This is a genomic window from Pseudomonas sp. JY-Q, from assembly GCF_001655295.1.
GTDB lineage: Bacteria > Pseudomonadota > Gammaproteobacteria > Pseudomonadales > Pseudomonadaceae > Aquipseudomonas > Aquipseudomonas alloputida.
The window spans coordinates 3,067,835-3,093,517 of the sequence record NZ_CP011525.1 but is presented as its reverse complement, the minus strand read 5'-3'; the positions used below and the strand labels follow the sequence as shown (position 1 = coordinate 3,093,517).

General features: G+C 63.7%; 22 protein-coding genes. 16 read left to right on the top strand and 6 right to left on the bottom strand.

The window, feature by feature from the left end; translation table 11 throughout:
- Window positions 1-5: 5 nt before the first annotated feature.
- The 5 genes from AA098_RS14005 to AA098_RS13985 all read left to right on the top strand — a co-directional run bounded on the left by AA098_RS14005 (window position 6) and on the right by AA098_RS13985 (window position 6,339).
- Window positions 6-1,625, top strand: a complete 1,620-nt coding sequence (locus AA098_RS14005; protein ID WP_004576249.1) for an ABC transporter substrate-binding protein — start codon at window positions 6-8, stop codon at window positions 1,623-1,625.
- A complete protein-coding gene (locus tag AA098_RS14000; RefSeq protein ID WP_004374422.1) occupies window positions 1,622-2,572 on the top strand; it encodes an ABC transporter permease in 951 nt (316 codons plus the stop codon). Before AA098_RS14005 ends, AA098_RS14000 begins: the two co-directional genes overlap by 4 nt.
- Before the next feature lies 1 nt (window position 2,573).
- A complete protein-coding gene (locus AA098_RS13995; protein ID WP_064614437.1) occupies window positions 2,574-3,482 on the top strand; it encodes an ABC transporter permease in 909 nt (302 codons plus the stop codon).
- A complete protein-coding gene (locus AA098_RS13990) occupies window positions 3,479-5,098 on the top strand; it encodes an ABC transporter ATP-binding protein (RefSeq protein ID WP_064614433.1) in 1,620 nt (539 codons plus the stop codon). Before AA098_RS13995 ends, AA098_RS13990 begins: the two co-directional genes overlap by 4 nt.
- A gap of 140 nt (window positions 5,099-5,238) precedes the next feature.
- On the top strand, window positions 5,239-6,339 hold the full coding sequence (locus AA098_RS13985; RefSeq protein WP_004374416.1) for an LLM class flavin-dependent oxidoreductase: 1,101 nt from the start codon (window positions 5,239-5,241) through the stop codon (window positions 6,337-6,339).
- Between the two features lie 97 nt (window positions 6,340-6,436).
- Here the strand turns inward: AA098_RS13985 and AA098_RS13980 are convergent, their stop codons facing one another.
- Both AA098_RS13980 and AA098_RS13975 read right to left on the bottom strand, forming a co-directional pair.
- On the bottom strand, window positions 6,437-7,756 hold the full coding sequence (locus AA098_RS13980) for an LLM class flavin-dependent oxidoreductase (protein ID WP_064614432.1): 1,320 nt from the start codon (window positions 7,754-7,756) through the stop codon (window positions 6,437-6,439).
- A gap of 58 nt (window positions 7,757-7,814) precedes the next feature.
- Entirely contained in the window at window positions 7,815-8,753 is a 939-nt protein-coding gene (locus tag AA098_RS13975; protein WP_004374412.1) for an ABC transporter substrate-binding protein, read from the bottom strand.
- 296 nt (window positions 8,754-9,049) lie between these two features.
- On the opposite strand from AA098_RS13975, the gene AA098_RS13970 reads away from it, so the two are divergent.
- Both AA098_RS13970 and AA098_RS13965 read left to right on the top strand, forming a co-directional pair.
- Window positions 9,050-9,658 carry a cysteine dioxygenase gene (locus AA098_RS13970; RefSeq protein WP_004374411.1) on the top strand — a complete coding sequence of 203 codons (609 nt, stop codon included), beginning with the start codon at window positions 9,050-9,052 and terminating at the stop codon, window positions 9,656-9,658.
- A complete protein-coding gene (locus AA098_RS13965) occupies window positions 9,655-11,238 on the top strand; it encodes a rhodanese-related sulfurtransferase (RefSeq protein WP_064614430.1) in 1,584 nt (527 codons plus the stop codon). Before AA098_RS13970 ends, AA098_RS13965 begins: the two co-directional genes overlap by 4 nt.
- A gap of 192 nt (window positions 11,239-11,430) precedes the next feature.
- Here AA098_RS13965 and AA098_RS13960 read toward each other — a convergent pair whose 3' ends face one another.
- Window positions 11,431-12,237, bottom strand: a complete 807-nt coding sequence (locus tag AA098_RS13960) for a membrane protein (protein ID WP_019751605.1) — start codon at window positions 12,235-12,237, stop codon at window positions 11,431-11,433.
- A 656-nt stretch (window positions 12,238-12,893) separates the two neighbouring features.
- Here AA098_RS13960 and AA098_RS13955 point away from each other — a divergent pair.
- The 9 genes from AA098_RS13955 to AA098_RS13915 all read left to right on the top strand — a co-directional run bounded on the left by AA098_RS13955 (window position 12,894) and on the right by AA098_RS13915 (window position 21,942).
- Window positions 12,894-13,919: an ABC transporter substrate-binding protein gene (locus AA098_RS13955; RefSeq protein ID WP_004576255.1), complete on the top strand. Its 1,026-nt coding sequence runs from the start codon at window positions 12,894-12,896 to the stop codon at window positions 13,917-13,919.
- Window positions 13,920-13,957: 38 nt separating this feature from the next.
- The gene (locus tag AA098_RS13950; RefSeq protein ID WP_004374403.1) at window positions 13,958-14,983 is read left to right on the top strand and encodes an aromatic ring-hydroxylating dioxygenase subunit alpha; all 1,026 of its coding nucleotides are present in this window, start codon (window positions 13,958-13,960) and stop codon (window positions 14,981-14,983) included.
- A 65-nt stretch (window positions 14,984-15,048) separates the two neighbouring features.
- A complete protein-coding gene (locus tag AA098_RS13945) occupies window positions 15,049-15,897 on the top strand; it encodes an ABC transporter ATP-binding protein (RefSeq protein WP_082916895.1) in 849 nt (282 codons plus the stop codon).
- 85 nt (window positions 15,898-15,982) lie between these two features.
- Window positions 15,983-16,711, top strand: coding sequence for an ABC transporter permease (locus AA098_RS13940; RefSeq protein ID WP_064614428.1), 729 nt, complete (start codon window positions 15,983-15,985; stop codon window positions 16,709-16,711).
- A 38-nt stretch (window positions 16,712-16,749) separates the two neighbouring features.
- A complete protein-coding gene (locus AA098_RS13935) occupies window positions 16,750-18,180 on the top strand; it encodes an amidohydrolase family protein (RefSeq protein WP_004576256.1) in 1,431 nt (476 codons plus the stop codon).
- The gene (locus AA098_RS13930) at window positions 18,177-19,121 is read left to right on the top strand and encodes a PDR/VanB family oxidoreductase (RefSeq protein ID WP_004374395.1); all 945 of its coding nucleotides are present in this window, start codon (window positions 18,177-18,179) and stop codon (window positions 19,119-19,121) included. The genes AA098_RS13935 and AA098_RS13930 overlap by 4 nt, the downstream gene beginning before the upstream one ends.
- A gap of 188 nt (window positions 19,122-19,309) precedes the next feature.
- Complete coding sequence (locus AA098_RS13925) at window positions 19,310-19,915, top strand: transcriptional regulator (protein WP_004374393.1); 606 nt, start codon at window positions 19,310-19,312, stop codon at window positions 19,913-19,915.
- Window positions 19,916-20,008: 93 nt separating this feature from the next.
- Window positions 20,009-20,998, top strand: coding sequence for a threonine/serine dehydratase (locus AA098_RS13920; RefSeq protein ID WP_004576258.1), 990 nt, complete (start codon window positions 20,009-20,011; stop codon window positions 20,996-20,998).
- The gene (locus tag AA098_RS13915; protein WP_064614426.1) at window positions 20,995-21,942 is read left to right on the top strand and encodes an ornithine cyclodeaminase family protein; all 948 of its coding nucleotides are present in this window, start codon (window positions 20,995-20,997) and stop codon (window positions 21,940-21,942) included. The genes AA098_RS13920 and AA098_RS13915 overlap by 4 nt, the downstream gene beginning before the upstream one ends.
- 13 nt (window positions 21,943-21,955) lie before the next feature.
- Here AA098_RS13915 and codA read toward each other — a convergent pair whose 3' ends face one another.
- Genes codA through codB form a run of 3 tightly spaced genes read right to left on the bottom strand, consistent with a single transcriptional unit; the run spans window position 21,956 to window position 25,681 of the window.
- Entirely contained in the window at window positions 21,956-23,197 is a 1,242-nt protein-coding gene (gene codA, locus AA098_RS13910; protein WP_054888326.1) for a cytosine deaminase, read from the bottom strand.
- A 4-nt stretch (window positions 23,198-23,201) separates the two neighbouring features.
- Window positions 23,202-24,419 (bottom strand): PucR family transcriptional regulator, encoded by a 1,218-nt coding sequence (locus AA098_RS13905; RefSeq protein WP_064614424.1) that lies wholly within the window; start codon window positions 24,417-24,419, stop codon window positions 23,202-23,204.
- Window positions 24,416-25,681 (bottom strand): cytosine permease, encoded by a 1,266-nt coding sequence (gene codB / locus AA098_RS13900; protein WP_004576261.1) that lies wholly within the window; start codon window positions 25,679-25,681, stop codon window positions 24,416-24,418. The genes AA098_RS13905 and codB overlap by 4 nt, the downstream gene beginning before the upstream one ends.
- Window positions 25,682-25,683: the final 2 nt, after the last annotated feature.

Sequence of the window (25,683 nt, the reverse complement as noted above, 5' to 3'; positions counted from 1 at the left end):
ATCCCATGCCCCCACTGCACCAGCTGCTCGCCATCGGCACCCTGGCCCTGGCCCTCACCGCCTGCTCGCCGGCCGACAACACCTCAACCAGCAAGACCCTCAACATCGCCTTCTGGGGTGACAACACCACGCTGGTCAGCGTCGACCCCTTTCAGGTCTACTGGCTCGAACACCGCGTGCTGCTGCGCAACGTCGCCGAGTCGCTCACTGACCAAGACCCGCAGACCGGCCGCATCATTCCGTGGCTGGCGAAAACCTGGGAGGTCGGTGCCGATGCCCTGAGCTACACCTTCCACCTGCGCGAGGACGTCACCTTCAGCAACGGCGAACGCTTCGATGCTCACGCCGTGAAAACCGCCTTCGACAGCAACAAAGCGTTCGCCACCCAGTTGCCGGCCACCTTCGGTGCCACCTACCTCGCCGGCTACGACCACGCCGAGGTGATCGACGACTTCACCGTGCGCCTGGTCCTGGCAAAACCCAACGCGGGCTTCCTTCAGGCCACGTCCACCACCAACCTGGCCATTCTCGCCCCGGCCTCGTACCGGCTGAGCGCGCAGCAACGCTCGCTGGGCAAGATAATCGGTACCGGGCCATTCATCCTCGATCACTACACCCCGGAGGTCGGCGCACGCCTGGTCAAGCGCGCTGATTACGCCTGGCCATCGGCCAACGTGCGCAACCAGGGCCCGGCGTACCTGGATGCCGTGGACATCAGCTACATCCCCGAAGAGAGCGTGCGCAACGGCCTGTTCCTGCAAGGCAAGGCCGACATCCTGTGGCCACGCAACCCGTTCTCGGAAGTCGACCTGAAGCTGTTTCAGTCCAAGGGCGCGACCATCCAGAGCCGTTCGCTGCCGGGCCCGGCGCTGAACCTCTACCCCAACACCCGCAACGACCGGCTGCTCGGTGACCGCCAAGTCCGCCTGGCGCTGCAGAAGGCCATCGACCGCACCAGCTACGCGCACACCGTCTACAACAGTGCGTTCCCGGTGGTGAGTGGCGTATACGACGTCACCACACCGTTCTTCAAAGCCCAAGCCGACAAGCTCGCTTACGACCCCAAAGGCGCCGAGCAACTGCTCGACGCCGCCGGCTGGCACAAAGGCGACGACGGCTACCGACACAAGAACGGCCAGCGCCTGACGCTGCGTTACAACCTCACACCCGCCGAAAGCGCCGGTGACGTGCTGGTACAGGACCAACTGCGCAAAGTGGGTATCGACCTCAAGCTGAACGTACTGACCCGCGCCGAGTGGGTGACCGGCAACTCGGCAGGCACCTACGACCTCACCTCCACCTACATGACCCGCGCCGACCCGATCATCCTGCAGACCATCCTCGACCCGCGCGCCGCCAACAGCGCCACGCTCGCCACCAACACCTACGAGCCCACCACCCTGGCCAAAGCTCAGGCGCTGTTCGACAGCGGTATCACCGCCACTGCCGACACGCAACGGGCCCAGGCCTACGGCCAACTGCAGGACCTGCTGGTCGACGAAGCGTCGGCGTTCCCGCTGTACGAGCGCGTCTGGCAGGCCGCCACCGCGCCGCGGGTCAAGCACTTCCACTGGACTGCCGAAGGCTTCGCCCTGCTCAGTGACATCCAGGTTGGCCAGCCATGAGACGCTACCTGATCGGCCGCGTCGGCCAGGCCCTGTTGGTGCTGTGGGGGGCTTATACCATCACCTACTTCATCCTCTACCTGCTGCCCGGCGACACCTTGGCGATCATGCTGAGCGCCTCCGGCATGGAAGCCGACGGCCTGTCGCCTGAGGACCTGGCCAAAGCACGCACTTACTACGGGCTGGACAAAGGCTTGTTCGAGCAGTATTTCGACCTGCTGTGGCGGGCCCTGCACGGCGACCTTGGCCAATCGCTGTCGCTGGGCCGACCGGTCACGGCACTGTTGGCCGAACGCCTGCCGCAGACCCTGGCCCTGGCCGGTGCCGCCATCGCCCTGTCGCTGCTGGCGGGTGTCGGCCTTGCCTGCCTGACCGCCTACCTGCAATGGCGTCCACTGAAGATTGCACTGGCGCGCCTGCCCTCGCTGGGCTTCTCGGTGCCGGTGTTCTGGATGGGCCTGCTGCTGCTCCAGGTGTTCGCTTTCGCGTTGGGCTGGTTTCCGGCCACCGGCAGCCAAGGCCTGGCCAGCCTGGTGCTGCCGGCCATCACCCTGGCGATCCCCAGCGCCGCGGTGTACGCCCAGGTGCTGCAACGCGGCTTTCAGGGCGTGTGGCAGGAGCCGTACATCACCACCGCCTTCGCCAAGGGCCTTAGCCGGGCCCAGGTTCAGGCACGCCATGGCCTGCGCAACGCGGCGCTGCCGCTATTGACGCTGGTCGGCCTGCAAGTCGGCAATACGGTGTCCGGGGCTGTACTGGTGGAAACCATCTTCTCGCGCAACGGCGTCGGCCGTCTGGCCCAGGAGGCTGTGCTGCGCCAGGACATCCCCGTAGTGCTGGCGATCGTCGGGGCGTCGGCTGCGGCCTTCGTGCTGGTGAACCTGATCGTCGACCTGTTCTACCCCTACCTCGATCCGCGCATCAAACACACCGTAAGGGTGAACTGAGATGACCCTCGACATCCCCCTGTCACCCCTCGACACTGCGCTCACCGAGCCCCGCCCTGCCGCCACCTGGAAGCGTCGCACGCGTTGGCAGCGCGCATACCAGGTGTTGGCCCCGCTGCTGCGCCGACCCGGTTTCAGCCTGGCGCTGCTGATCGTACTGTTCGCCCTGCTTTGCGCGCTGGCCCCGCACTGGCTCAGCAGCTTCGACCCCTACGCTACCGCGCCCGCCGACAAGCTCAGTCCACCCAGCCTGGCGCACTGGTTCGGCACCGACGAACTGGGCCGCGACCTCTACACCCGGGTGGTGTATGGCGCGCGCCTGTCGGTGCTCGCCGCCCTGCTGGCGGTGGCCATCGCCTTGCTGGGCGGCTTGGGCCTGGGCGTGCTGGCCGGTTTTGCCGGCGGGCGCGTCGACGCGGCGTTGATGCGCCTGATCGACGTACTGCTGGCCCTGCCCAGCCTGCTGTTGGCCCTGGCTATCGTCACCGCCATTGGCTTCGGCACCGTGCCGGTGGCCATCGCCGTGGGCGTCGGCATCCTGCCCGGTTTTGCCCGCACCACCCGAGCCGAAGTGCTGCGCATCAAGACCCTGCCCTTTGTGGAGGCCGCACGCCTGTGCGGTGCCAGCTGGGCACGCACCCTGCTGCGCCATGTACTGCCCAATGCCTGGAGCCCGGTAGCGGTGCTCGCCACCCTGGACTTCGGCGCGGCCATCCTGGCCACGGCCGGGCTGAGCTTCCTCGGCTTTGGCGCGGCGCCACCCGCCGCAGAATGGGGCACGCTGATCGCCAACGGCCGTCACTTCCTCATCACCGCCCCTTGGGTATCCCTGCTGCCGGGGCTGTTCGTGGTGGCCGTGGTGTTCAGCCTCAACCACCTGGCGCGCAGCGCCGAGGAGCATGCCCGATGAGCCAGTCACCCCTGATCGAGGTCCGCGACCTAAGCGTCAGCTACAGCGTCGCCGGGCAACGCAGCCAGGCCCTGCGCCAGCTGTCGTTCAGCCTGGTCCAGGGCGAGACCCTGGCGGTGGTGGGCGAGTCAGGCTCGGGCAAGTCGACCCTGGCCAACGCCCTGCTTGGTCTGTTGCCGGGCAATGCACGCATCGACCAAGGCCAGTTATGGGTCGATGGTGTCGATATGGCGCAAGCCAGCGAACGCGCCAGGCGCCAGTTGCGCGGGCGCACCATCGGCCTGGTGCCGCAAGACCCAATGGTCAGCCTTAACCCCACCCAACGGATCGGCCAGCAAATCGCCGAGGCGCTGCAGCTGGCGCGTGGACGACGCTATCCAGGCCAAGAGGCCGAGGTGCTGGCGCTGCTGGACCAGGTCGGCCTTGACGAGCCGGTGCTGCGGGCGCGGCAGTACCCCCATGAGCTGTCCGGCGGCATGCGCCAGCGGGTGCTGATTGCCATCGCCCTGGCCGGCGAGCCACGGCTGATAATCGCCGACGAGCCCACCAGTGCGCTGGACGTGACCGTGCAGCGGCGTATTCTCGATCACCTGCAACTGCTGGTCGCCGAGCGTGGCATCTCGCTGCTGATCATCACCCATGATCTGGGCATGGCATGTGACCGCGCCGACCGCCTGTTGGTGTTGAAGCAGGGTGAGCAGGTCGAACACGGCTCGCCCCGGCACATCCTCTGGGGCGCCCAGCAACCCTACACCCGCGCCCTGCTTGATGCCGCGCCGGCCTTCGTGCCACGGCGCAGGCCAGCCGCACCGCGCGGCCAGACGCCTCTGTTGCGTCTGAGCCATGTCGGCAAACGGTTCGAACTGCCCGGCAACAACGCGCACTACACCGCCCTGCACGACCTGAGCCTTGAACTGCATGCCGGGCAGACCCTGGCGATTGTCGGCGAATCCGGCTCGGGCAAGAGCACCGCCCTGCGCATCGCCCTGGGCCTGGAGAAGCCCAGCCAAGGGCAGGTGGTGTTCGCCGGCGAGGACGTCACCGATTACAGCTGGAGCCAGTTCCGCCCCTTGCGCCGGCGTATTCAGCTGGTGCAGCAAAACCCGTTCGCCGCGCTCGACCCGCGCTTCACCGTGTTCGACAGCATCGTCGAGCCGCTGGTCGCTTTCGGCCTGCTCCGGGGCGAGGCACTAGAGCGCAAGGCCCGCGAGCTGATCACACGGGTGCAATTGCCAGTGCAGTTCCTCGATCGCCTGCCCAGGGAATTGTCGGGTGGCCAGCGCCAACGCGTGGCGATTGCACGGGCGTTGGCACTTGAGCCAGAGGTGCTGCTGCTCGATGAGCCAGTCAGTGCACTGGACGTGTCTGTGCAGGCGCAGATCCTCGCCCTGCTGGACGAATTGCAGCGCGAGCTCGGCATGGCCTATGTGCTGGTCTCCCATGACCTGGCGGTGGTGGCGAGCATGGCAGACCAGGTGCTGGTGCTACGGCGCGGGCAGGTGGTCGAGCAAGGGCCGGCGCTGCAGGTGCTCAGCAAGTCGGCCAGCGCCTACACACGGGCGCTGATCGACGCGATACCAGGGCATTCACGCAGCGTGTTGCCCGTGGCGATTTAACGGTTGTGCCGTGCGGCACTGACGTGTTGCACGGATTGACCCTTGGTGCACATCTGAAAAGAGGTATTGATCATGAGTAAACGGCAGGTCCATCTCGGCGCCATGATCCACGGCGTCGGCCACAAAAGGAGTTCCATTGCATGAGCCTCGAATTCATTGGCCTGATAGGCCCCCATGAAAGCAGCGAATCACAGGCGCCGCGCGGACCGCAGGTTGACCTGGGCTTCATCAAGGCCTTCGCCCAGGCCCAGGAGTACGCCGGCTTCGACAAGGCCCTGCTGGCGGTGAATACCAGCGCGCCAGACTCGATGATTCTCGCCAGCTACGTGGCCGCGCTCACCGAGCGCATCGGCCTGCTGGTGGCACACCGCCCCGGTTTCCAGGCACCGACCTTCGCCGCCCGCCAATTCGCCACCCTCGACCAGCTCAGCCGCGGCCGTGCTTCGATCAACGTGATAACCGGCGGCGACAGCGGTGACCTGCAGCGCGACGGCGACTTTCTCGACAAAGAGGCCCGCTACGCACGCACCGACGAATACCTCGATGTGCTGCGTAACACCTGGACCCAGACGTCGCCCTTCGACCACCACGGCGACCACTACCGGGTAGAGGACAACCTGACCTTGGTCAAACCCGTGGGTAAGCTGCCGGTGTACTTCTCCGGCGCCTCGGACGCGGCGGTAGAAGTCGCGGCCAAGCATGCCGACGTCTACATGATGTGGGGCGAGCCGCTGGAGCAGGTGCGCGAACGCATCGCCCAGGTGCGCAAGGCCGCCGCTCGCTATGGGCGGGAGCAGCACATTCGCTTCAGCCTGTCGCTGCGGCCGATCCTGGGGGCCACCGAGGAGGAAGCCTGGGCCCGCGCTGAACGCATCCTGGCCGATGCACAGCAGCGTATTGGCATTCGCCAGGGCAACCGCCGCGAGAAGAATTTCGGCAAGAGCAACGTGGGGTCCGAACGGCTGGTGCAACTGGCCAGTCAGCGCAAGGTCCACGACACTCGGCTGTGGACAGAGATTGCCGCACTGGGTGGCGGGGCCGGTAATTCCACCTCGCTGGTCGGTACCGCCGAACAGGTCGCCGAAGCGGCGCTGGCGTACTACGACCTGGGCGTGAGCACGTTCCTGTTCCGTGGCTTCGATCAGTTGCGTGATGCCGTGGAGTATGGGCAGGCGCTGATTCCGCGGATTCGGGCGCTGGTAGCAGACCAGGAAGCCGGTCGCAGCACCCGCAGCGCCTGATCTGCAACGGCCTCTCCACGGCGAAGGCCGATCCTTCAGGTGATTGAAGATCCCTGAAGGATCGGTTGCTAGCCGCGAAGAGGCCGGCCCAGGCGATCTAACGGCCAGATCGCGGTATCGGCAACCCCAAACTTTCCCGAAGGGTCGTGCCCTCATACGCCGTGCGATACACCCCACGCGCCTGCAGCAACGGTACCACTTCTTCGGTAAACCGCCGGAACTGGCCAGGATGACCAATGTAGATATTGAACCCATCCAGCGCCCGCGCTTCGAACCACTCGGCCATCTTCGCCGCCACGGTTTCGGCCGAGCCAACGAAGGCCCCTGGCCGCAACTGACGGCCAAATTCAACAGCCTGACGCAGGCTGAAGGCCTTGTCCCGCGCCTGTTCGGCAATCCGCTTGGCATTCGTGAAAAAGCTGCTCCGTGCGAACGCCAGGCTCTCTTGCGGGAACGGGGCATCCAGGTCGTACTGGCTGAAATCATGCCAGCCGAAGTTGCGCCCGAATTCCTTCAACGCCAGTTCGAAACTGTGGTCGGCCTGCTGGTAATGGCGCTCGATCTCACGGGCGTGTGCGTCGTTGTCACCCACGTAGATCTCCGCGCCGGGCAATACCAACAACTGCTCCGGATCGCGGCCCAGGCGTGCGGCGCGGTGCTTGATGTCGCGGTAGAAGGCCTGGCCCTGCTCGATGCTGGCAGCGTGGGTGAACACCACATCAGCCGTGGCGGCCCCGAGCGCTCGGCCTTGTTCGGAATCGCCCGCCTGGAAGATCACCGGCTGCCCTTGGGGCGAGCGCTGGATGTTGAGCGGGCCGACGACCGAGAAATGCTTACCCTTGTGGTTGAGCGCATGCAGCTTGGTCGGGTCGAGGAACCGGCCACTGGCCCGATCACGGGGGAAAGCATCGTCTTCGTACGACTGCCACAGCCCCTGCACGACGTGCACATGCTCCTCGGCACGGGCGTAACGGGTGTCGTAGTCATAATGCTCGTCGAGCCCGTAGTTACCGGCAGTGCCGGCATCGCCGCTGGTGACCACGTTCCACCCCGCACGGCCCTTGCTGATCAGGTCCAGCGAAGCCAGGCGGCGGGCGACGTTGAAGGGCGCGTTGTAAGAAGTGGTAAGGGTACCCACCAGGCCGATATGGCGGGTGCTGACCGCCAGAGCCGAGAGCAGGGTCAACGGTTCCAGCCGATTAAGATAGTGCGAAGGCGAGCCGGGGGTGATGAACTGGCTGTCGACGATGAACATCAGGTCGAACAACGCGGCTTCCGCCTGCCGGGCGATGGCGATGTACCAGTCGATGTTCACGCTGGCGTCGGCGGGCAGTTCGGGGTCGAGCCACAGGTTGTGCCGCCCCGGGCCGCCACTGCCCATGGTCAGGGCACCGAGTTTGATCTGTCGTTTGCTCATGGGGAATTCCTGTTGGAAGGTTCATATCTGAATGTCGCCGCGGTCCTTGCGCAGCGGCCTAGTTATTGGCGAATGCTGCGTTGAACGAGGTATCGAACAGGCTTTGCGCCGGGTATGCCTTGATCAGCCCGAGCCCGGAGAAGAAGTCCACGGTTTTCTGCGCATCGGCGATCACCTGCGGGTCCAGCGGCGCGAGGTCGGTGCGTGCACGGGCGAACCAGGCACGGGCGATGTCCCGATCAGCACGGGTGAGCTTGGCCCACGCGTCGGCGTAGGCCTCGGTATTGGCGGGGGCGCTCAAGGTCCAGTCACGGGCCTTTTTCAGGCGCTGGAGGAAATCGGCGATCTGCGCACGCTTGAGTTCCACCGCCTTGCTGTTGGCGACCACGAAGCTCTGCGCCGGGATTACCCCATCGGCGGTGGCCAGCACCCGAGCGCCTTGCCGCTCCTGCTGAGTGACGTAAGGCTCCCAAGTGGCGATCACATCCACCGAACCACCGTCCAAGGCGTGGGATGCATCCAGCGCACTGAGGTAACGCAGTTCCACGGCATCACGCGGCACGCCGGCCTTGTCCAGGGCACTGAACAGCAATTGCTGGCTCCACGAGCCTTTCCAGATGGCCGCGCGCTTGCCGCGCAGGTCCTGCAGGCTGTGGATCGGCGAATCCTTGCGCGCCAGGATGGCCACGCCTTCGAGGTTCTGCCGGCTGACCGCAATCACCTTGATCGGCGCCCCCAAAGCACCGAGGAACAGGGGCGGCGCGTCGCCCAGCAGGCCAATATCGAGACTGCCGACGTTGAGCGCTTCGGCCACCGGGGAGCCTGCGGTGAACTGCTTCCATTCCAGGGTGTAAGGCAGTTGTTCCAGCACGCCGGCGGCTTCCATCACTGCACGCGCGTTGTAACTCTGGTCACCGACCACCAGGGTCTGGGCGGCGGCGGCAAGGCTGAAAGTGGTGGCCAACACGGTGGCGGCCAGCTGTTTGAAGTAACGCACGTTCGTCTCCAGATACCCGCTTGGGGCATGTGAGGCGATCCGCGCGTGCGGTCTCGTCTGTGGTTGTTTATAGCCCCGAGGTATTAACGGGGTACTTTTTATAATCTAATCGGTGTTGCGCATCCTGTGAAATGCACGTTGGGCATATCCTCATGCCTTTCACTGCGGCAATTTCAAATCAAACGGCCAATCCTGTAAATGCATTATTTGCATATTAGCTTATGTTTATTTTGCATTTTGAGAATAGAAAAAAGGTTTGCTAGGGTTAACTGAAACCTGAGAGCAGAGCCTGAACCATGACCGAACACCTGCGCCCGCAGCGCTTGCGCCACTTCATTGACCAGCTCGCCGCGCTGCTTGACCAACAGCCTGACGAAGCCACCCTGCTCGACGCAGGCCAAGGCCTGCTGGCCGAGCTGGTCGCCCATGACGACTGGCTGCCGGACGACCTCGCCCAGCCCGACCCACAGCGCTATCAGCAATACCTGCTGCACTGCGACTCGCGCCAACGTTTCTCGGTGGTGAGCTTCGTGTGGGGCCCGGGGCAGCAAACACCGATCCACGACCACCGGGTCTGGGGGCTGATCGGCATGCTGCGCGGTGCCGAGCACGCTCAGGGCTTCGTGCGTGACGCCAAGGGCGCTTTGTTGCCAGAGGGCGCCCCCCTACGCCTGGTACCCGGCCAGGTGGAAGCGGTGTCGCCGCGCATCGGCGACATTCATCAGGTGAGCAATGCGTTCGCCGACCAGGTATCGATCAGCATTCACGTCTATGGCGGCAACATCGGCGCCGTCAAGCGCGCGGTGTACGCCTTGGACGGCAGCGAAAAACCGTTTGTCTCCGGCTATTCCAATACCCGCCTGCCAAACATCTGGGACCTGTCCAAAGAGAACCCTGCCCCATGAGCACCGTCACCACCCGCCGTTACCACGACATCCGCCGTGCTTTACTGGCCCAGGAGGAGCTGGCCCTGATCGACGTCCGCGAAGAAGACCCTTTCGCCCAGGGCCATCCGCTGTTTGCGGCCAACATACCCCTGTCGAAGCTGGAGCTGGAAATCTTCGCCCGCGTTCCCCGGCGGGACACCGCCCTCACCGTCTACGATGACGGTGAGGGGCTCGCCGCCGTCGCCGCGCAGCGCTTACTGGTCCTGGGCTACATCAATGTTGCCGTGCTCGATGGCGGCCTCGCCGGCTGGCGCGCTGCGGGCGGCGAGTTGTTTCGCGATGTCAACGTGCCAAGCAAAGCTTTCGGCGAACGGGTGGAAAGCGTGCGCCACACGCCTTCGCTGGCTGCCGAACAGGTCAAGGCGCTGCTTGATGGACAGGCCAATGTGGTGGTCCTCGATGCCCGCCGCTTCGACGAATACCAGACCATGAGCATCCCCGGCGGCATCAGCGTGCCTGGCGCCGAACTGGTGCTGCGCGTGGCCGAACTGGCGCCTGACCCGGCGACCCAGGTGATCGTCAACTGTGCCGGGCGCACCCGTAGCATCATCGGCACCCAGTCGCTGATCAATGCCGGCATTCCCAATCCGGTGGCGGCCCTGCGCAATGGCACCATCGGCTGGACCCTGGCGGGGCAGCAACTGGCTCATGGTCAGGACCGCCGCTTTGCCGAGGTGGGTGCGGGTACCCGCGCCAACGCCGCCGGCCAGGCCCGGGCGGTAGCAGACCGCGCCGGCGTGCTGCGCCTGGACCGCGCCGGGCTGGGCCAGTGGCAGGCCGACACGCAGCGCACCCTCTACCTGTTCGATGTGCGTACGACCGAGGAATACAGCGCCGGCCATCTGCCGGGCAGCCGCTCGGTGCCCGGCGGGCAACTGGTTCAAGAGACCGACCACGTCGCCAGTGTGCGCGGGGCGCGCATCGCGCTGGTGGACGACGATGGCGTGCGCGCCAACATGAGCGCCTCGTGGCTGGCACAGATGGGCTGGCAGGTCGCTGTGGTCGACGGGCTGACTGCAGCGGACTTCAGCGACCGGGGTGAATGGCAACCGCCGCTGCCCGAATTGCCGGATGCCAGCGAAATAACCGTCGAGCAACTGGCCAGCTGGCTGCAGGAAGACGGCACCGTAGTGCTGGACTTCACCGCCAGTGCCAATTACGTCAAGCGCCATATCCCGGGCGCGTACTGGGCGATCCGTGCCCAGCTGGCCGACGCGCTGGAGCGACCGCCCGAGGCCCGCCGTTACGTGTTGACCTGTGGCAGCAGCCTGCTGGCGCGCTTCGCCGCGCGCGACCTGCAGTCGCTGACCCGCACGCCGGTTTACGTGCTCGCAGGAGGCACCGCACGCTGGATCGCCGCCGGTCTTCCATTGGAAGGCGGTGAGGCCCGCCTTGCCGTACCGCGCAGCGATCGCTACCGGCGCCCCTATGAAGGCACAGACAACCCACACGAGGCGATGCAGGGCTACCTGGACTGGGAATTTGGCTTGATTGCGCAGCTTGAGCGCGATGGCACTCATGGTTTCAGGGTGCTTTGAACCGTATCCACGGTGGTATTTGAAACGACGTGCTGGATCGAAAGCGGGCCTGGACGGCCGAGCGCTTTCGAACCAGACGCGTTACAAGGGAAATAACCGTTGCTGGTCGGCCCTCGTCGATACACAACGCTTGATGAATGATGATCAACGGAGCCTGGACCAGATACTCAGTGGTACGTCTGAAACATCACATTAGAAATGCACCTTGATCAATGCACTCAACGCGTTCTGATCGGTCGGAAAACCGTGGCTGTCTTCGATGCCATATTTGTCGGACCAATAGTCCCACTCGATCCCCGCATAGAAACGCGCCGGCGCTTGCCCCATCGCCTTACCGACGTCGTACTTGATCTGGGGGTTGAAGTGGAAACTCTTGGCTACATAGTTCGAGGTACCCTTCGTGCCCACATCATTGACGTACCACTCCAGATAACCGTCGAACAAAATGTCTGAGCGCCCGAGCGGTATCGTCATCGCCCAGGTCGGGTTGATCTGCCACTGTCCAGACGCTTTGCCGGTTATCCCATCGGGCTTGCGGTAGTAAGTGTTCAGTGAAAAACGATCAAAACCAGGCAGGTTCAGGTCAACAGCGGGCCCAAGCAGGTACTTTCGATTGCGCCCTTCTCCGCGCTCATAGGTGGCAGCGATCAACACATCCTTGACGATGCCATAGCTAAGACGGTGGCCACTGATTTTGCCCAGCGACAGTCGCGGTGAAAACTCGCCGTAATAGGTATAGCCATCGTTGCCGGACAAGCCGTTGGACCACTTGTTATCGACGAACAAGAACATGTCGCCCCAGGTCCAGCCACTGGCGTGCTCAAAGGTGATGGTTTGCTGGATATCGTTGCCGGTGCCATCGACTTTATAACCGTGCCCGTAGAGGTAGCTTAGGCTGTTGTTGCTCCACATCAGCGGATTCGCCTGGGCACTGCCAGTGGCCAGCGCGCAGAGTGGGACGACGCTGTGAAGCAGCCAGGAAAGAGCGTTCGGTTTCATTTGCATCCCTTGGGTCGTGATTGTTGGTTTTCGCCAGCAAGGGTATGCAGCAGCGGACGACCTCTCCTCTGGCCCCGGCTCATGCCGAGGCGCCACCCTTGCCGGGGGGAGCGGCGCGAGGCCGCCAGAGCAATGTCCCATGCCAACTTTTGGCACTGACCGCTTCTACTCGAGTTAGCGCAAAGCAGGGCGCGTGCCAACTAATCGGATACACGTAATTTGCTTATTGTGAGCAATCCTCAGGATCAATGAACACCATCCCATCAGAACATTGCGCACTTTATTAGTGCTCAATCGGTACGTTCTGCACCTTCTCAACTCACGCGTCAGTCCAGGCCCCCTCGGAGGCGGGGCGCTACACCGCAAAGTCAGCGGCTTCATGAAATTGGCATGCTTCTGGCTTCTTGTAGCAGCGAGTAGAAGCGGTCAGTGCCAGGCATGGCATGGGGCATTGCTCTTGCGTCCTTCGGGGCGTACATCCGAGCGGATGTTTGAACGAGGCTATGGCAGCCCCGGGCAAGAGAGCAATGTCAGTCGCCAGTTCACGCCCTTTTGCTTCGCGACGCCATTCTCTTCCCACGTTCTCTCCGCCCGGCTCCTTCGCTGTCGCGCTATCCGGCGCACGGTGGTTTTTGAATCGGGGTGAAGAACACATGATGAAAACGCGTTTGGCCTTGGCTCGCCCGCTACGCTCGCTGTTGGCAGCAGCGTTGCTCCCCACCACGCTGACGATCGCTCCGCTGGCGATCGCTGGCGACAAAGTCGTGTTGCTGACCTCTTGGTATGCTCAGGCCGAACAGGGCGGCTTCTACCAGGCACTGGCCGATGGGTTGTACGAAAAGGAAGGCCTGGATGTGTCCATCCGCATGGGGGGACCACAGGTCAATGGCATGCAACTGCTGGTCAGCAAGCAAGCTGATTTCATCGTCAACTATGACCTGCAGATTCTAAAAAGTGTCGAGCAAGGCCTGCCAGTGGTCGCAGTGGCTGCGCCCTTCCAGGGAGACCCGCAAGGGTTGATGACCCACGCGGACGTCAGCGGACTTGATGGGCTTGGCGGCAAGCCTGTGCTGGTGTCCACCTCGGGCCAGCAAACCTGGTGGCCTTGGCTGAAGGGTAAATATCAATTGGCTGACAACCAGGCGCGGCCTTACACCTTCAACCTGCAACCCTTTCTAGCCGACCCGCAAACCACACAACAGGCGTATGCCAGCTCGGAACTGTTCCAGGCGATAAAGGCAGGCGTGACGCCTAACTTTTTCCTCTTCGCAGATGCCGGTTATCCACCCTACGGATCCACCGTGGTCACCCGTCAAGACATCATCGCTCAGCACCCGGAGCGGGTAGCAGGTTTCGTGCGCGCCTCCATGGAGGGTTGGAAGCGCTATCTGGATGACCCCAGCGCCGGCAATGCACTGATCAAGCGCGACAACCCCAACATGACCGATGAACTGCTGGCCTGGGGCGTCTCGACCCTCAAGCAGTACCGCCTGGTCACCGGTGGAGAGGCCGCAACCCAGGGGATCGGCACCATGACTGACAGCCGCTGGCAAGCGACCCGCGACTTCATGGTCGAGGCGGGTCTGCTCGGTCCCGACGCACCTTGGCGCAACGCTTACACCACGCGCTTTGTGCAAGACCTGAAGGTACTCCCTGAGGCCGAGCAGGTCGGCAGCCGCTGAACACCCTAACAAGCTCAACGCTGTGAGGAATCCTGATTATGTTGGTTACCAAACAACCTGTATTACGCCGTTTCTGGTATGCCCTGCTCCCTATGACAGCCCTCGAAGACGGCCCCAAGCCATTCACCCTGCTGGGTGAAGCGCTGGTGTTGTGGAAGCGTCCCGATGGTACCCCGGTGGCAATGCAGGACCGCTGCTGCCACCGCACCGCCAAACTGTCCAAAGGCTTCGTCAGTGCTGAGGGCACTATCGCCTGCGGGTATCACGGCTGGGAATACGACTGCACCGGCACCTGCGTGAAGATCCCGCAGAATCCCACCGGCGCTATTCCTCCGGGTGCCGCGGTGAAGGCTTATCACTGCCAGGAGAAGTACGGCTATGCCTGGGTCAGCCTGGACGCCCCGCTACAACCGATCCCTGAGTTCCCGGAAGACGGCGCCCCTGGTTACCGACGCATCTTCCAGTTTTACGAAGAGTGGAAGACCAGCCCGCTGCGGGTCATGGAGAACTCCTTCGACAACTCGCACTTTTCCTTCGTGCACAAGGCCAATTTCGGCTTGTTCGACCAGCCCCAACCGGCCAGTTACGAATTTCGCGAAACCGATTATGGCTTCGAAGCCGAGACCCGCGTGCCGATCCGCAACCCCGAGGCAAGCTTCCGTATCACCGGTACGACCGAGCCGATCACCCAACGGCACCTGCTCAACCGCTATTACCTGCCCTTCTCTCGGCGCTTTGGCTGCATGTATCCGGACAGCGGCATCCACCACATCATCTACAACTGCGCCACGCCCATCGACGACAACCGACTGATGCTCGTGCAGTGGTTGTATCGCAACGACAGCGAAGACCAATGCTCAACCCAGGAACTGATCGACTGGGACGCGGCGATCACAGCCGAAGACCGCGACATCCTGGAAGCCACCGATCCTGACGCCTGTGTCGACACCCGCCGCAGGGTGGAACTGCACATGCCATCGGACAAGCCTGGGTTGGTTATTCGCCGGCAACTACTGGGTCTGCTTGAAGCCCATGGCGAGAGCGAAGTGTTCCTCAGCCACTGACACTTGCCCAACGCCCCGGTGCGCCGGGGCATTCACCACCGCTCATGACCCACGGGGAGAGCGCTATGTTGATGCAGACCCTATCCAAGGCCGGCGTCCAGCCGCAGGCCCTGCCGAACACCATCGGTGTGGACACCCCTTTGTTCGCCAATCAGGTGGAAAAAACCTACAGCAATGGCACCCATGCCTTGAGCCGCGTGAAACTGGCGATCGAACGCGGCGAGTTCGTCTCGCTCTTGGGCCCATCGGGGTGTGGCAAAAGCACCCTGCTGAAAATGTTCGCCGGGCTCGAACAGCCCTCCGCCGGCCATGTGCGCTGGTGGGGCAAGGATGCCCCGGGTACGGACCACCACACAGGCACACCGGGGCGCAATTTGGCCATGGTGTTCCAGGAAGCCACCCTGATGCCATGGGCCAAAGTGCACGACAACGTGCGCTTGCCCCTGGACTTGGCTGGCGCCCCCAAGGCCCAGAGCCAGCCCAAGGTGCAAGCCGCCCTGGAACTGGTGGGGCTGGGCAAGTTCGGCGACGTTTACCCGCGGGAGCTCTCCGGCGGTATGCAGATGCGCGCCTCCATTGCCCGGGCATTGGCCACCGAACCCAATCTGCTGCTGATGGACGAACCCTTCGGCGCCCTGGACGAGTTCACCCGCAACAAGCTCGATAGCGATCTGCGCCAGCTCTGGCTCCAGCGCGACCTGACGGTGGTATTCGTGACCCACAGCATCTTCGAGGCGGTGTACCTGTCTTCGCGGGTGGTCGTGATGGGCGCGCGTCCCGGTCGAGTGATCGCCGATGTAATCATCGACGGCCCACGGGAACGCGACGAGGCATACCGTACTTCGCCGGCGTTCATCGAGCAATGCGCGCACCTGTCCCGACTCCTGGCCCAGGCCAATGGCGACCCTTCCTGAGAGCATCATCATGAGCCGACCCTCTACTCCCTGGCTACGCCACCCTTCTGTACTACGCATCGCTTCACCGCTGCTGGTTGGCGCCTTGCTGCTCGGCGTCTGGCAACTGGCATGCATCGCCTGGAAAGTCCCGGTGTACCTGGTACCGTCACCGGCTGATATCGGCCGCACCCTGGTCGTCGATGGCCCGATGCTGCTGGGGGCACTGTGGATGACCCTGAAGATCACCTTTCTGTCATTCGCCCTCGCCGTGATCATCGGCACGCTGGCGGCGTTCGTATTCGTGCAGAGCCGCGTCGTGGAGGCCAGTCTGTTTCCCTACGCGATTCTGCTGCAGGTCACGCCGGTGGTGGCCATCGCGCCGCTGATCATCATCTGGTGCAGCGACACGACCTTGGCGTTGGTGATCTGCGCCACGCTGGTGGCGATCTTCCCGATCATCGCCAACACCTTCCTGGGCCTGCGCAGCGTCAACCCTGGCCTGCTCAACCTGTTCCACCTGAACCGTGCCAGCCGCTGGCAAGTGCTGTTGCGCCTGCGCATTCCCAGCGCCTTACCGTGCTTTTTCGCTGGCCTGCGCATCGCCAGTGGCTTGGCATTGATCGGCGCGGTGGTGGCCGAGTTCGTCGCCGGTACGGGCGGCACGGGTGCGGGCCTGGCCTATCAGATCCTGCAAGCGGGATTCCAGCTCAACATCCCCCGCCTATTCGCCGCCCTGGTGTTGATCGCCCTGACCGGCGTGGCGCTGTTCAGCCTGATGGCGTTGCTGGCGCGCTTGAGCCTGCGCCACTGGCACGAAAGCGAACTGGGCTGACTTCCATGCAAAACGCCGTACTGCCTATGGAGACGAACATGAAACACAGCAACAGCTGGCTGATCCGTAACGCCAGCGCCATCCTCACTGGCCTGCGCGGCGGCGCCGCGCGCCATGTCGGGCCGGACATCCGTATCACCCAGGGGCGTATCGCCGCCCTGGGCTCGCTGCAACCGTTACCAGGTGAGCAAGTGCTCGATGCCACCGATTGCGTGGTGTATCCAGGCTGGGTGAACACCCATCACCATCTGTTCCAGTCCTTGCTCAAGGGCATTCCCGCTGGCATCGACCAGAGCCTCGGTGCCTGGTTGGGGGCCGTGCCCTATCGCTATCGCGGGCTGTTCGATGAGCACAGTTTTCGCTTGGCCGCACGGGTCGGGCTGGTGGAGCTGGCCCGTTCCGGCTGCAGCACGGTGGCCGACCATCATTACCTGTACTTGCCAGGCATGGCCTTCGACAGCGCACAGATCCTCTTCGAAGAAGCCGAGCGCCTGGGACTGCGTTTCGTCCTTTGCCGGGGCGGCGCAACCCAGGTACGTCAGGCGGAAGGCCCCGCGACGGCCGGACCTGAGACCCTCACGCAGTACCTGGACGATGTTCAGCGCTTGGTGCAGGTCTACCATGATCCCGCCGATGATGCCTGGCGCCGTGTGGTAATGGCGCCGACCAGCCCGCCCTACTCAATGCCGCCCGAGCACCTGCGGGAGACCGCCCGCACCGCACGCCGCCTGGGCATCCGCCTGCACAGCCATCTGAGCGAAACCGTGGAGTACCAGAACGAAGTCCATGATCGCCACGGCCTCTCGCCCGTGGTGTTCTGCGCGGAGCAGGAATGGCTCGGGCCGGACGTGTGGTTCGCGCACCTGGTCAAGCTGAGCGCCGAAGAAATCCAGCTGCTGGGCGCCACCGGCACCGGCATCGCCCACTGCCCACAAAGCAATGGCCGGCTTGGCAGTGGTATCGCAGATATCGTTGCCATGGAGGCTGCAGGCATGTCGGTTTCGATCGGCGTGGATGGTGCTGCCTCCAACGAAGCCTGCGACATGATCAGCGAAACCCACGCCGCCTGGCTGATGCAAAGGGCCAAGGCCGGCGAACGCGCCATGGCCCGCCATGCTGGCGGCGATCTGGAGGGCGGTGCGCATGTCGCCACCGTGGAGGACGTCGTGCGCTGGGGCACGGCAGGTGGCGCCCAGGTGCTAGGCCTGGACGCCATCGGCACGCTGCAGGTCGGCATGGCGGCGGACTTGGCGATCTACCGCCTCGATCAACCCCGCTACTTCGGTCTGCATGATCTGGGTATCGCGCCAGTGGTAGGCGGTGGCCGTCCGACGCTGCGGGCATTGCTGGTGGGCGGCCGCCTGAGCGTGGAAAACGATGCGCTTCCTGGCTTGGACCTCGCCGAACTGGGCAGCCAGGCGCGGCAGGCTGTACTTCGCCTGCAACAGGCCGCGGGGGTACGCGCATGAGCTGGACGCCTCTGCAGGTGCGGGCCCTACGCCTCGAAGCCGAAGACGTGCTGGGTGTGGAACTGGCCCCGTCGGGTCCTGCTCCCCTGCCCTTCGACTGGGCACCCGGTGCTCATGTGGACCTGCGCCTGGGCAATGGCGTGGTACGCCAATACTCAGTGGTCAGCCTGCCCGAGGACGGTCATGTCTACCTGGGCATCAAGCGCGAAAAAGCCTCCCGCGGCGGCTCGCAATGGCTGCACGAGCACCTGCGGCTGGGTGCCCGGGTGGAGGTGGGCCTGCCGCGCAACCTCTTTCGCCTGCAACCTGGCACAGGACAGGTCGTCTTGGTGGCCGCAGGCATAGGAATCACGCCACTGCTCGCCATGTACCGGCAATGCCAAGCGCAAGGTCGGTCGGTGCGCTTGCTGTTTTTCACCCGCGATGCCAAACAGGTGCCCTTTGTCCAGTACCTCGATGCGGATACCGAGGTTCATGGAGGCTTGCGCGCCCCGATGATCGCCGGGTACCTGGAGGAACACCTGCCGGCCTGGGACGGCAGCGCAAGCCTCTATTGCTGTGGCCCTGCAGGTTTCATGGATTGTGTTGAGCACGTCGCGCTGGCAAGCGGCTGGCCAACCACGGCGCTTCATCGCGAACATTTCCAGGCCGCAGAGCCCACCTTGCACGTCGAACGTCACTGCACGCTGGTGCTACAGCGCAGTCGTCTCCAGGTCGAGGTGCAACCGGGCGAAAGTTTGGTACAAGCAGCATCGCGGGCTGGCGTGGAGCTACCCGTGTCATGTGGGATGGGTATCTGCGGCGCCTGTGTCAGCCGGGTCATCGAGGGGCAGCTTGATCACCGCGACGAGTACCTCAGCGATGCCCAGCGCAACAGCGGAGAATGGATAACGCCCTGCGTATCGGGCTGCCACAGCGCCCGGTTGGTGCTGGACGTTTGACCATCGCCCGCAGCTGCCTGACGGCCAACGGCTGACGGTAGCTGCGCACGCAAAACCGCTGACGCAGTCAATGGCCAAGGCGAGCGGCTCGCAGCCAGGACTTGATCCTGACCCGGTAAAGCTCCGTCTTGTGCCCAGGATTCTCTAGGGCCACCATAGGCGATCTTCAATAGATCATTGGCTAATGCATGACACTGGAAAATTACCAGGCAATCGCTGAAAGCATTGCCCTGCTGCTGTACCCCCACGCGGAAGTCGTCATTCATGAGATACGCGGCCAGACAATCGTTCATATCGCCAATAATTTCTCACATCGCAAGCTCGGCGATGATTCAGCACTCGGTTCAGAACTGGGTGACCTTTTGAAGGGTACCAACCTTGGTCCCTACGAGAAGCTCAACTGGAACGGTCAGAAGGTCCGCTCGATCAGTGCTGTGCTGCACAATTCGCAAGGCGAAGCCGAGTATCTGATGTGCATCAATCTGAACGTGTCGGTGCTGGAACAGGCGCGTGTGGCATTGGATGCGTTCTTCCAGATGAGTCGGCTGGAGCCGCAACCGGATGCGTTGTTCCGCAACGATTGGCAGGAGCGCATCAACACCTTCCTGCAAGCGTGGCTGCAAGCGCATAACCTGTCGCTGCAGACCTTGAAGATGAAAGACAAACGCAACCTTGTCCTGGCCTTGCATGCCGAGGGTGCATTCGAGGGGCGCAGCGGCGCCGATTACGTTGCCAACGTCCTCAGCATGGGGCGGGCCACCGTGTACAAATACCTGAAGGAAGTCAGGGCCTAGGCGGTATTGCCTGGCTGTAGGCACACGCTCTTGCTGTTGGTGGAATATTATTCTATGGTGGACAAATTATCCATACGCCTGCAAGGACCCGTCATGCCAGCCACCCCGTCCGTTGATGCCCAGTTCCTTGATACATTGCACCAAAACATTCAGGACGCCCATGCGGCGCTCCGCCCGGCCGTCAGCATTACCCCGCTCTTGCACAGCGCTCGTTTGTCGGCACTGACCGGCTGTGAAGTGCTGCTCAAATGCGAACACCTGCAGCACACCGGTTCATTCAAGTTTCGCGGTGCCAGCAACAAGATGCGCCTGCTGCCGGCCGAGGCGCGCAAGCAGGGGGTGATAGCCGCCTCATCCGGTAACCACGGGCAGGCCCTGGCCCTGGCCGGCAAGATGGCGGGCGTGCCAGTGAAGGTCTACACCACCACGGGCGCATCGGCATACAAAACAGAGGCAATGCGCGCGCTGGGCGCCGAAGTGGTCTGCCTGCCCACCGACCCGCTGAGTGCAGAGCTGGAAGCCGCCAGGCAAGCCAAGGCCCAGGGCGTACCTTTCGTGTCACCTTACAACGACCTGCAAGTCATTGCCGGCCAGGGCACCATAGGCGTGGAGTTGTTCGAGCAGGCGCCAGACCTGGACGCGGTGTTCGTCGCCGTGGGCGGTGGCGGGATGATTTCCGGTATCGGCGCCGCCCTGCGCGTCCTCAAGCCGGGCACTGAGATCATCGGCTGCTGGCCGGCAAATGACCCAACCCTGCAGCAATCACTCAAGGCCGGTGAAATCATCGAATTGGATGCCTGCGAAACGCTGTCGGACGGCACGGCTGGCGGCGTCGAGCCAGGCTCCATCACCTTCCCGCTTTGCCAGGCGCTGCTCACCGATACCGTGCTGGTCAGCGAGGACGAAATCCGCTGCGCCATGCGCGACATCGCCAGCAGTGAGCGCTGGATCATCGAAGGCGCTGCAGCGGTTGCGGTCGCCGGCATGCAGAAGCTCGCCGAACGCTATCAGGGCAAGCGTGTCGCGGTGATCCTGTGTGGCCGTAACATCCTGCTGGAGAAGTTCCTCGAGGCCGTTCAATGAGGGTCTTCAGCAAGGCGCAGATCATCGCTCGCTTCAACCCCGAGCTCGCGGTCAGCCAACTGGAGGAAGGCTTCATCGCCTACTCCGAAGGCAAGGTGCAGGTGCCGCCCGTGCAGGGCTTCGCATTCAAGGGCGCGAACGGTGACTGTTGCGTGAAGTCGGCCTACATCGAAGGCAGCCCGACCTTCACCGTCAAGCTTTCGACAGGCTTCTACGACAACCCGTCCAAGGGCCTGCCGAGCAATGATGGCTTGATGCTTGTGTTGTCTGCACACACCGGTCAGCCGCTGGCACTGCTGCAGGACCAAGGCTGGCTGACTGCCATGCGCACCGCATTGGCCGGGCGTATCGCCGCCCGGCTGCTGGCGCCGGCCCAGGTCAAGGCCATTGGCATCCTCGGCACCGGCATGCAGGCGCAGATGCAGCTTGAGCAGCTTCGCGCTGTTACTGATTGTCGCCAGGTGATTGTCTGGGGTCGGCATGAACGCGGGCTTGCGGCCTATACGGCATTTGCCCGCGAGCTGGGCTTCGCAGTGCACAGCACGCAGGATGCTGCCGAGGTTGCGGGCGCGGCAAACCTGATCGTCTGCACCACGCCTTCTCGCCAGGCGCTGTTGCACAGCGATTGGGTCCAGCCGGGCACGCATATCACCGCCGTCGGTGCCGATGCGCCCGGCAAGCAGGAACTGGACCCGGCACTGGTGGCAAGAGCAGACCGTATCATCGTCGACGCCATCGCGCAGTGCAGCCAGTACGGCGAAGTGGCCCATGCCCTCGGCAGTGGCCAGATCGACGCTCACCTGCTGATCGAGCTGGGTACGCTGCTGGCTGGCCGTGCCAAGGGGCGTGAGCACGACAGCCAGATTACCTTGGCGGACCTGACCGGTGTGGCAGTGCAGGATGCACAAGTCGCAAGCTACGCCCTGGCAGCCCTGTGCACCTGAGGCGACAACAGCGTCAGTGCAAACGTTGCACCTGCGCTGGCGTGCGCTGCATCAGCACCTTGCCATTGCGTACCGATACCAACGCGTGCCCCTGGCTGCGCACCATCTCGTAATCATCCGGCGCCGACAGCAGCAACAGGTTCGCCGGCCGACCCACCTCGATGCCATAGCGCTCGCCCAGGTTCAGTGTGCGGGCGCTGTTGTCGGTAATCAGGTCCAGGCAGCGCTGCAGGTCTTCATAGCCAAGCATGTGACAGATGTGCAGGCCGGCTTCGAGAATGCGCAGGATATTGCCATTGCCCAGTGGGTACCACGGGTCGACGATGGAGTCCTGGCCGAAGCACACGTTCATGCCGGCGCGGTCGATCTCGGCCACGCGGGTCACGCCACGACGCTTCGGGTAGTTGTCGAAGCGCCCTTGCAGGTGAATGCTCTCGGTCGGGCACGACACGAAGTTGATGCCCGACAGCTTGAGCAGGCGGAACAGCTTGTAGCAATACGCATTGTCATACGAGCCCATGGCCACGGTGTGGCTGGCCGTGACCCGGGCCCCCATACCGCGTACCCGCGCTTCTTCGGCCAACACTTCGAGGAAGCGTGATTGCGGGTCGTCGGTCTCGTCGCAGTGCACGTCCACCAGGCAGCCGGTGCGCTCGGCCAGGTCCATCAGGAACTTCACCGACGATACCCCCTGGTCGCGGGTATTTTCGAAATGCGGAATGCCGCCGACGACGTCGGCACCAATCGCCACGGCTTCAGTCATCAGCGCCCGGCCGTTGGCGTACGACTCGATGCCCTCCTGCGGGAAGGCGACAATCTGCAGGTCGATCAGCTCCCGCACTTCGTCACGCACCTCGACCATGGCCTTGAGCGCGGTGAGTTTCGGGTCGGTCACATCGACATGGGTGCGCACATGCTGGATACCGTGGTCCACCAGCATGCCGATGGTTTTTTTCGCACGGGTCTTGATGTCGTCGTGGGTGGTGATTTCCTTGCGCTCCGACCAGCGCTCGATGCCTTCGAACAACGTGCCGCTCATGTTCCACTTCGGCTCACCTGCGGTCAGCGTGGCATCTAGGTGAATGTGCGGCTCGACAAAGGGCGCGACCACCAGGTTTTGCCCGGCGTCCAGGTCATTGCCCGTAGCGGGCGCCACGACGTCGGTCTGGGGCACGATGGCGGCAATGCGCTCGCCGTTCAGTTCGACGCGGAACAGGCCAGGCTTGCCGCGCAGGCGTGCGTTGATGATGTTCATGCTGTTACTCCTTGCCGTGGGCTTCGCTCATGCGCCATACCAGCATGGCGACCGAAGCATTCATGCGAAAAAGCGGGTCGTCCAGCGACTGCCCGCTCAGTTGTTCGATGCGCTGGATGCGCTGATTGATCGTGTTGCGGTGCAGCCCCAGACGCTGTGCGGCCTTGAGCCCGTTGCCATTTTCCATGAGCAAGGCGTCGAGGGTATGCACCAAAGCATGGGCGTGTTTGCGCCCAGGGGCGATCAGCGGGCCGAGGGTGCGGCTGACGAAATCGTCAACCAGCGAGCGGTCGACAATACCTTGCAGTAGGCGCAACACGCCGAGCTCGCTGAAGTTGCAATAACCGTTGGCCGGGCGCAGATGCTGCGCCACATCCAGCGCCTGGCGTGCCTCGTTGAGGGCCTGGCGGTAGTGCGCGCAATCGTCAGCGAGGCTCGACAGGCCCATGTAGAGGCCCAGTTCACCTGTCGCGGCTTGCAGCTGCCGGTACAGCGCGCCCAAGGTCTCGGGTAAGTCGTGTGTATCGGCCAGCAGCACCACGAACAGGTCGCCCGGCAACTGCGCCGTCACACTGCCGGGCCGCTGGCGGCACCAGGCTTCGAGCTGGTCTTCCAGGGCCTGCCGGGTGGCTTGCCAGGTACGCTCGCCGTGGGCCAGCCCTTGGCGCTCGAACAAGGCGTCCACGCCCGTCAGGCGCAACGCCAGCAGGCGCCGCGGTTTATCCAGGGCCAGTTGCAGGTGTGCTGCCCGCTGCCGGGCAATCGCCAGGCTTGGGTAGTCGCCTGTGAGCAGTTGCCCAAGGATGTCGTTACGCGAGCGGCGCGCCTGGCTCATCTGTACCAGTGCAGTGCCGATCAGGTGGGTGACCACCACCATCTTCAGTGCGTAGGGCTGTTCGATCAGCGGCAAGCCCAGCTGCTCGGCGCGCGCGACAACGGGCGCCGGGATGCTCTGGATGAAACTGCCGCCGGTGAGAATCACCATGCCGGCAATGCCCACGGCCTCGCCATCCTCCACCAGGCTCAGCAGGTTGGCTTCGCCGCGCGGGTGATTGATGCCGGTGACGAATACCAGTTCACCGCCCATCACCCATTCGGCGATACCCTCGTTCTCCGCCACGTAAGGCCAGCGTACCCGCCGCTGCAGGTTGCGCGCGCCGGCCCGCACCTGCATTTCGTGCAGACCGGGCAAATGCAGGAGCTCGTCCAGCGCCAGGCTCACGGCTCGACGCCCGCCTGGCCGGGCGCGCGGCGGCGTGCGCCCAGCTCTAGAATGACGATGTAGCACACTGCCGAGGCGGCGATGCCCACCAGCGGCGCGACCCACGGTGAGGCATAGGCCAGTACTGCGCCCACGGCATAGGCAAACAGCCCGGTGAGGTTGTAGCGTGGCAGGTGTGCCGTACCCAGTGCCGGGTATTTGCCGCGGTGGCGGTACCAGAAATCAGCCATGATCACCCCACCCACCGGCGGAATGATCGACCCCAGCAGCACCAGGAACGGGATCAGCATTTCGTACATGCCACCCATCGCCAGCACAATGCCAACCCCGGCCGCCACCAGCGTTGCCGTGCGCCGGCGCTCGCTGCGCAACAAGTGGCAGGCGGCGGCCGACACGTTGTAGATGGTCGGACCCTGAATGGTCCACAGGTTCAGGCACAGCATCACCACGGCCGCGAACGACAGGCCCTGCAGCATCATCACGTCGACGATATCGGCCTGCTGATAAACCATCGCGCACCACGCCCCGGCCACCACCATCAGGCCGTTGCCAAGGAGGAATGCCACCACGCTGGCGATCACCGCTACCCGGCCACTGCGTGCCAGCCGTGTCCAGTTGGTGGCTTGGGTGGCGCCACTGGCGAAGGTGCCGAAGACCATGGTCACTGCCGCCGAAAAGGTCATGGTTTCATGTGGGACGACTGCAGCCAGGCCGGCAAAGCCACCGGCATCGCGGGTGGCGATGTACATGGACACCAACAGCAGCACGAACATCAATGGCACCGACACCCGCGACAACAGGTCCAGCCCCTTGAACCCGATGATGGCCGTAATGCTGAAACCCAGCCCGAACAGCACCATCAACGGCATGCCGAAACCATCCGCCAGCCCCAGCAGCTTGACCAGCACGATGGCCACCGTGGCCGTACCCCAGGCATACCAGCCCAGTTCGGCAAAACCCAGCAGAAAGTCCGAGAGCCGGCTCCCCGCTTCACCAAAACAGAAGCGCCCCATCAACACGGTATTCAGCCCGCTGCGTGAGGCGATGAAGGCCAGCACTGCGGCATACAAGGCAAGCAAACTGTTGCCGAGGGTCGCTACCCACAGCATGTCGACAAAACTGAATGCCATGCCCAGCTTGCCGCCGGCGAACATCGTGCCGGTAAAGAAGGTGAAGCTGAACAAGACCATCGCGATCGGCAGCAGGCCCTTGCGGGCGGACTGGGGGGCTTCGCTGAGTGGAAATTCGCTGGGTGAGCTCATTG

Coding starts and splice junctions, on each gene's coding strand:
- AA098_RS13950 (WP_004374403.1), top strand. CDS start 13,958: ATGTTGGTTACCAAACAACCTGTATTACGCCGTTTCTGGTATGCCCTG.
- AA098_RS13980 (WP_064614432.1), bottom strand. CDS start 7,756: ATGAGCAAACGACAGATCAAACTCGGTGCCCTGACCATGGGCAGTGGC.
- AA098_RS13925 (WP_004374393.1), top strand. CDS start 19,310: ATGACACTGGAAAATTACCAGGCAATCGCTGAAAGCATTGCCCTGCTG.
- codA (WP_054888326.1), bottom strand. CDS start 23,197: ATGAACATCATCAACGCACGCCTGCGCGGCAAGCCTGGCCTGTTCCGC.
- AA098_RS13945 (WP_082916895.1), top strand. CDS start 15,049: ATGTTGATGCAGACCCTATCCAAGGCCGGCGTCCAGCCGCAGGCCCTG.
- AA098_RS13985 (WP_004374416.1), top strand. CDS start 5,239: ATGAGCCTCGAATTCATTGGCCTGATAGGCCCCCATGAAAGCAGCGAA.
- AA098_RS13970 (WP_004374411.1), top strand. CDS start 9,050: ATGACCGAACACCTGCGCCCGCAGCGCTTGCGCCACTTCATTGACCAG.
- AA098_RS14005 (WP_004576249.1), top strand. CDS start 6: ATGCCCCCACTGCACCAGCTGCTCGCCATCGGCACCCTGGCCCTGGCC.
- AA098_RS13955 (WP_004576255.1), top strand. CDS start 12,894: ATGAAAACGCGTTTGGCCTTGGCTCGCCCGCTACGCTCGCTGTTGGCA.
- AA098_RS13965 (WP_064614430.1), top strand. CDS start 9,655: ATGAGCACCGTCACCACCCGCCGTTACCACGACATCCGCCGTGCTTTA.
- AA098_RS13920 (WP_004576258.1), top strand. CDS start 20,009: ATGCCAGCCACCCCGTCCGTTGATGCCCAGTTCCTTGATACATTGCAC.
- codB (WP_004576261.1), bottom strand. CDS start 25,681: ATGAGCTCACCCAGCGAATTTCCACTCAGCGAAGCCCCCCAGTCCGCC.
- AA098_RS13930 (WP_004374395.1), top strand. CDS start 18,177: ATGAGCTGGACGCCTCTGCAGGTGCGGGCCCTACGCCTCGAAGCCGAA.
- AA098_RS13990 (WP_064614433.1), top strand. CDS start 3,479: ATGAGCCAGTCACCCCTGATCGAGGTCCGCGACCTAAGCGTCAGCTAC.
- AA098_RS14000 (WP_004374422.1), top strand. CDS start 1,622: ATGAGACGCTACCTGATCGGCCGCGTCGGCCAGGCCCTGTTGGTGCTG.
- AA098_RS13960 (WP_019751605.1), bottom strand. CDS start 12,237: ATGAAACCGAACGCTCTTTCCTGGCTGCTTCACAGCGTCGTCCCACTC.
- AA098_RS13935 (WP_004576256.1), top strand. CDS start 16,750: ATGAAACACAGCAACAGCTGGCTGATCCGTAACGCCAGCGCCATCCTC.
- AA098_RS13995 (WP_064614437.1), top strand. CDS start 2,574: ATGACCCTCGACATCCCCCTGTCACCCCTCGACACTGCGCTCACCGAG.
- AA098_RS13915 (WP_064614426.1), top strand. CDS start 20,995: ATGAGGGTCTTCAGCAAGGCGCAGATCATCGCTCGCTTCAACCCCGAG.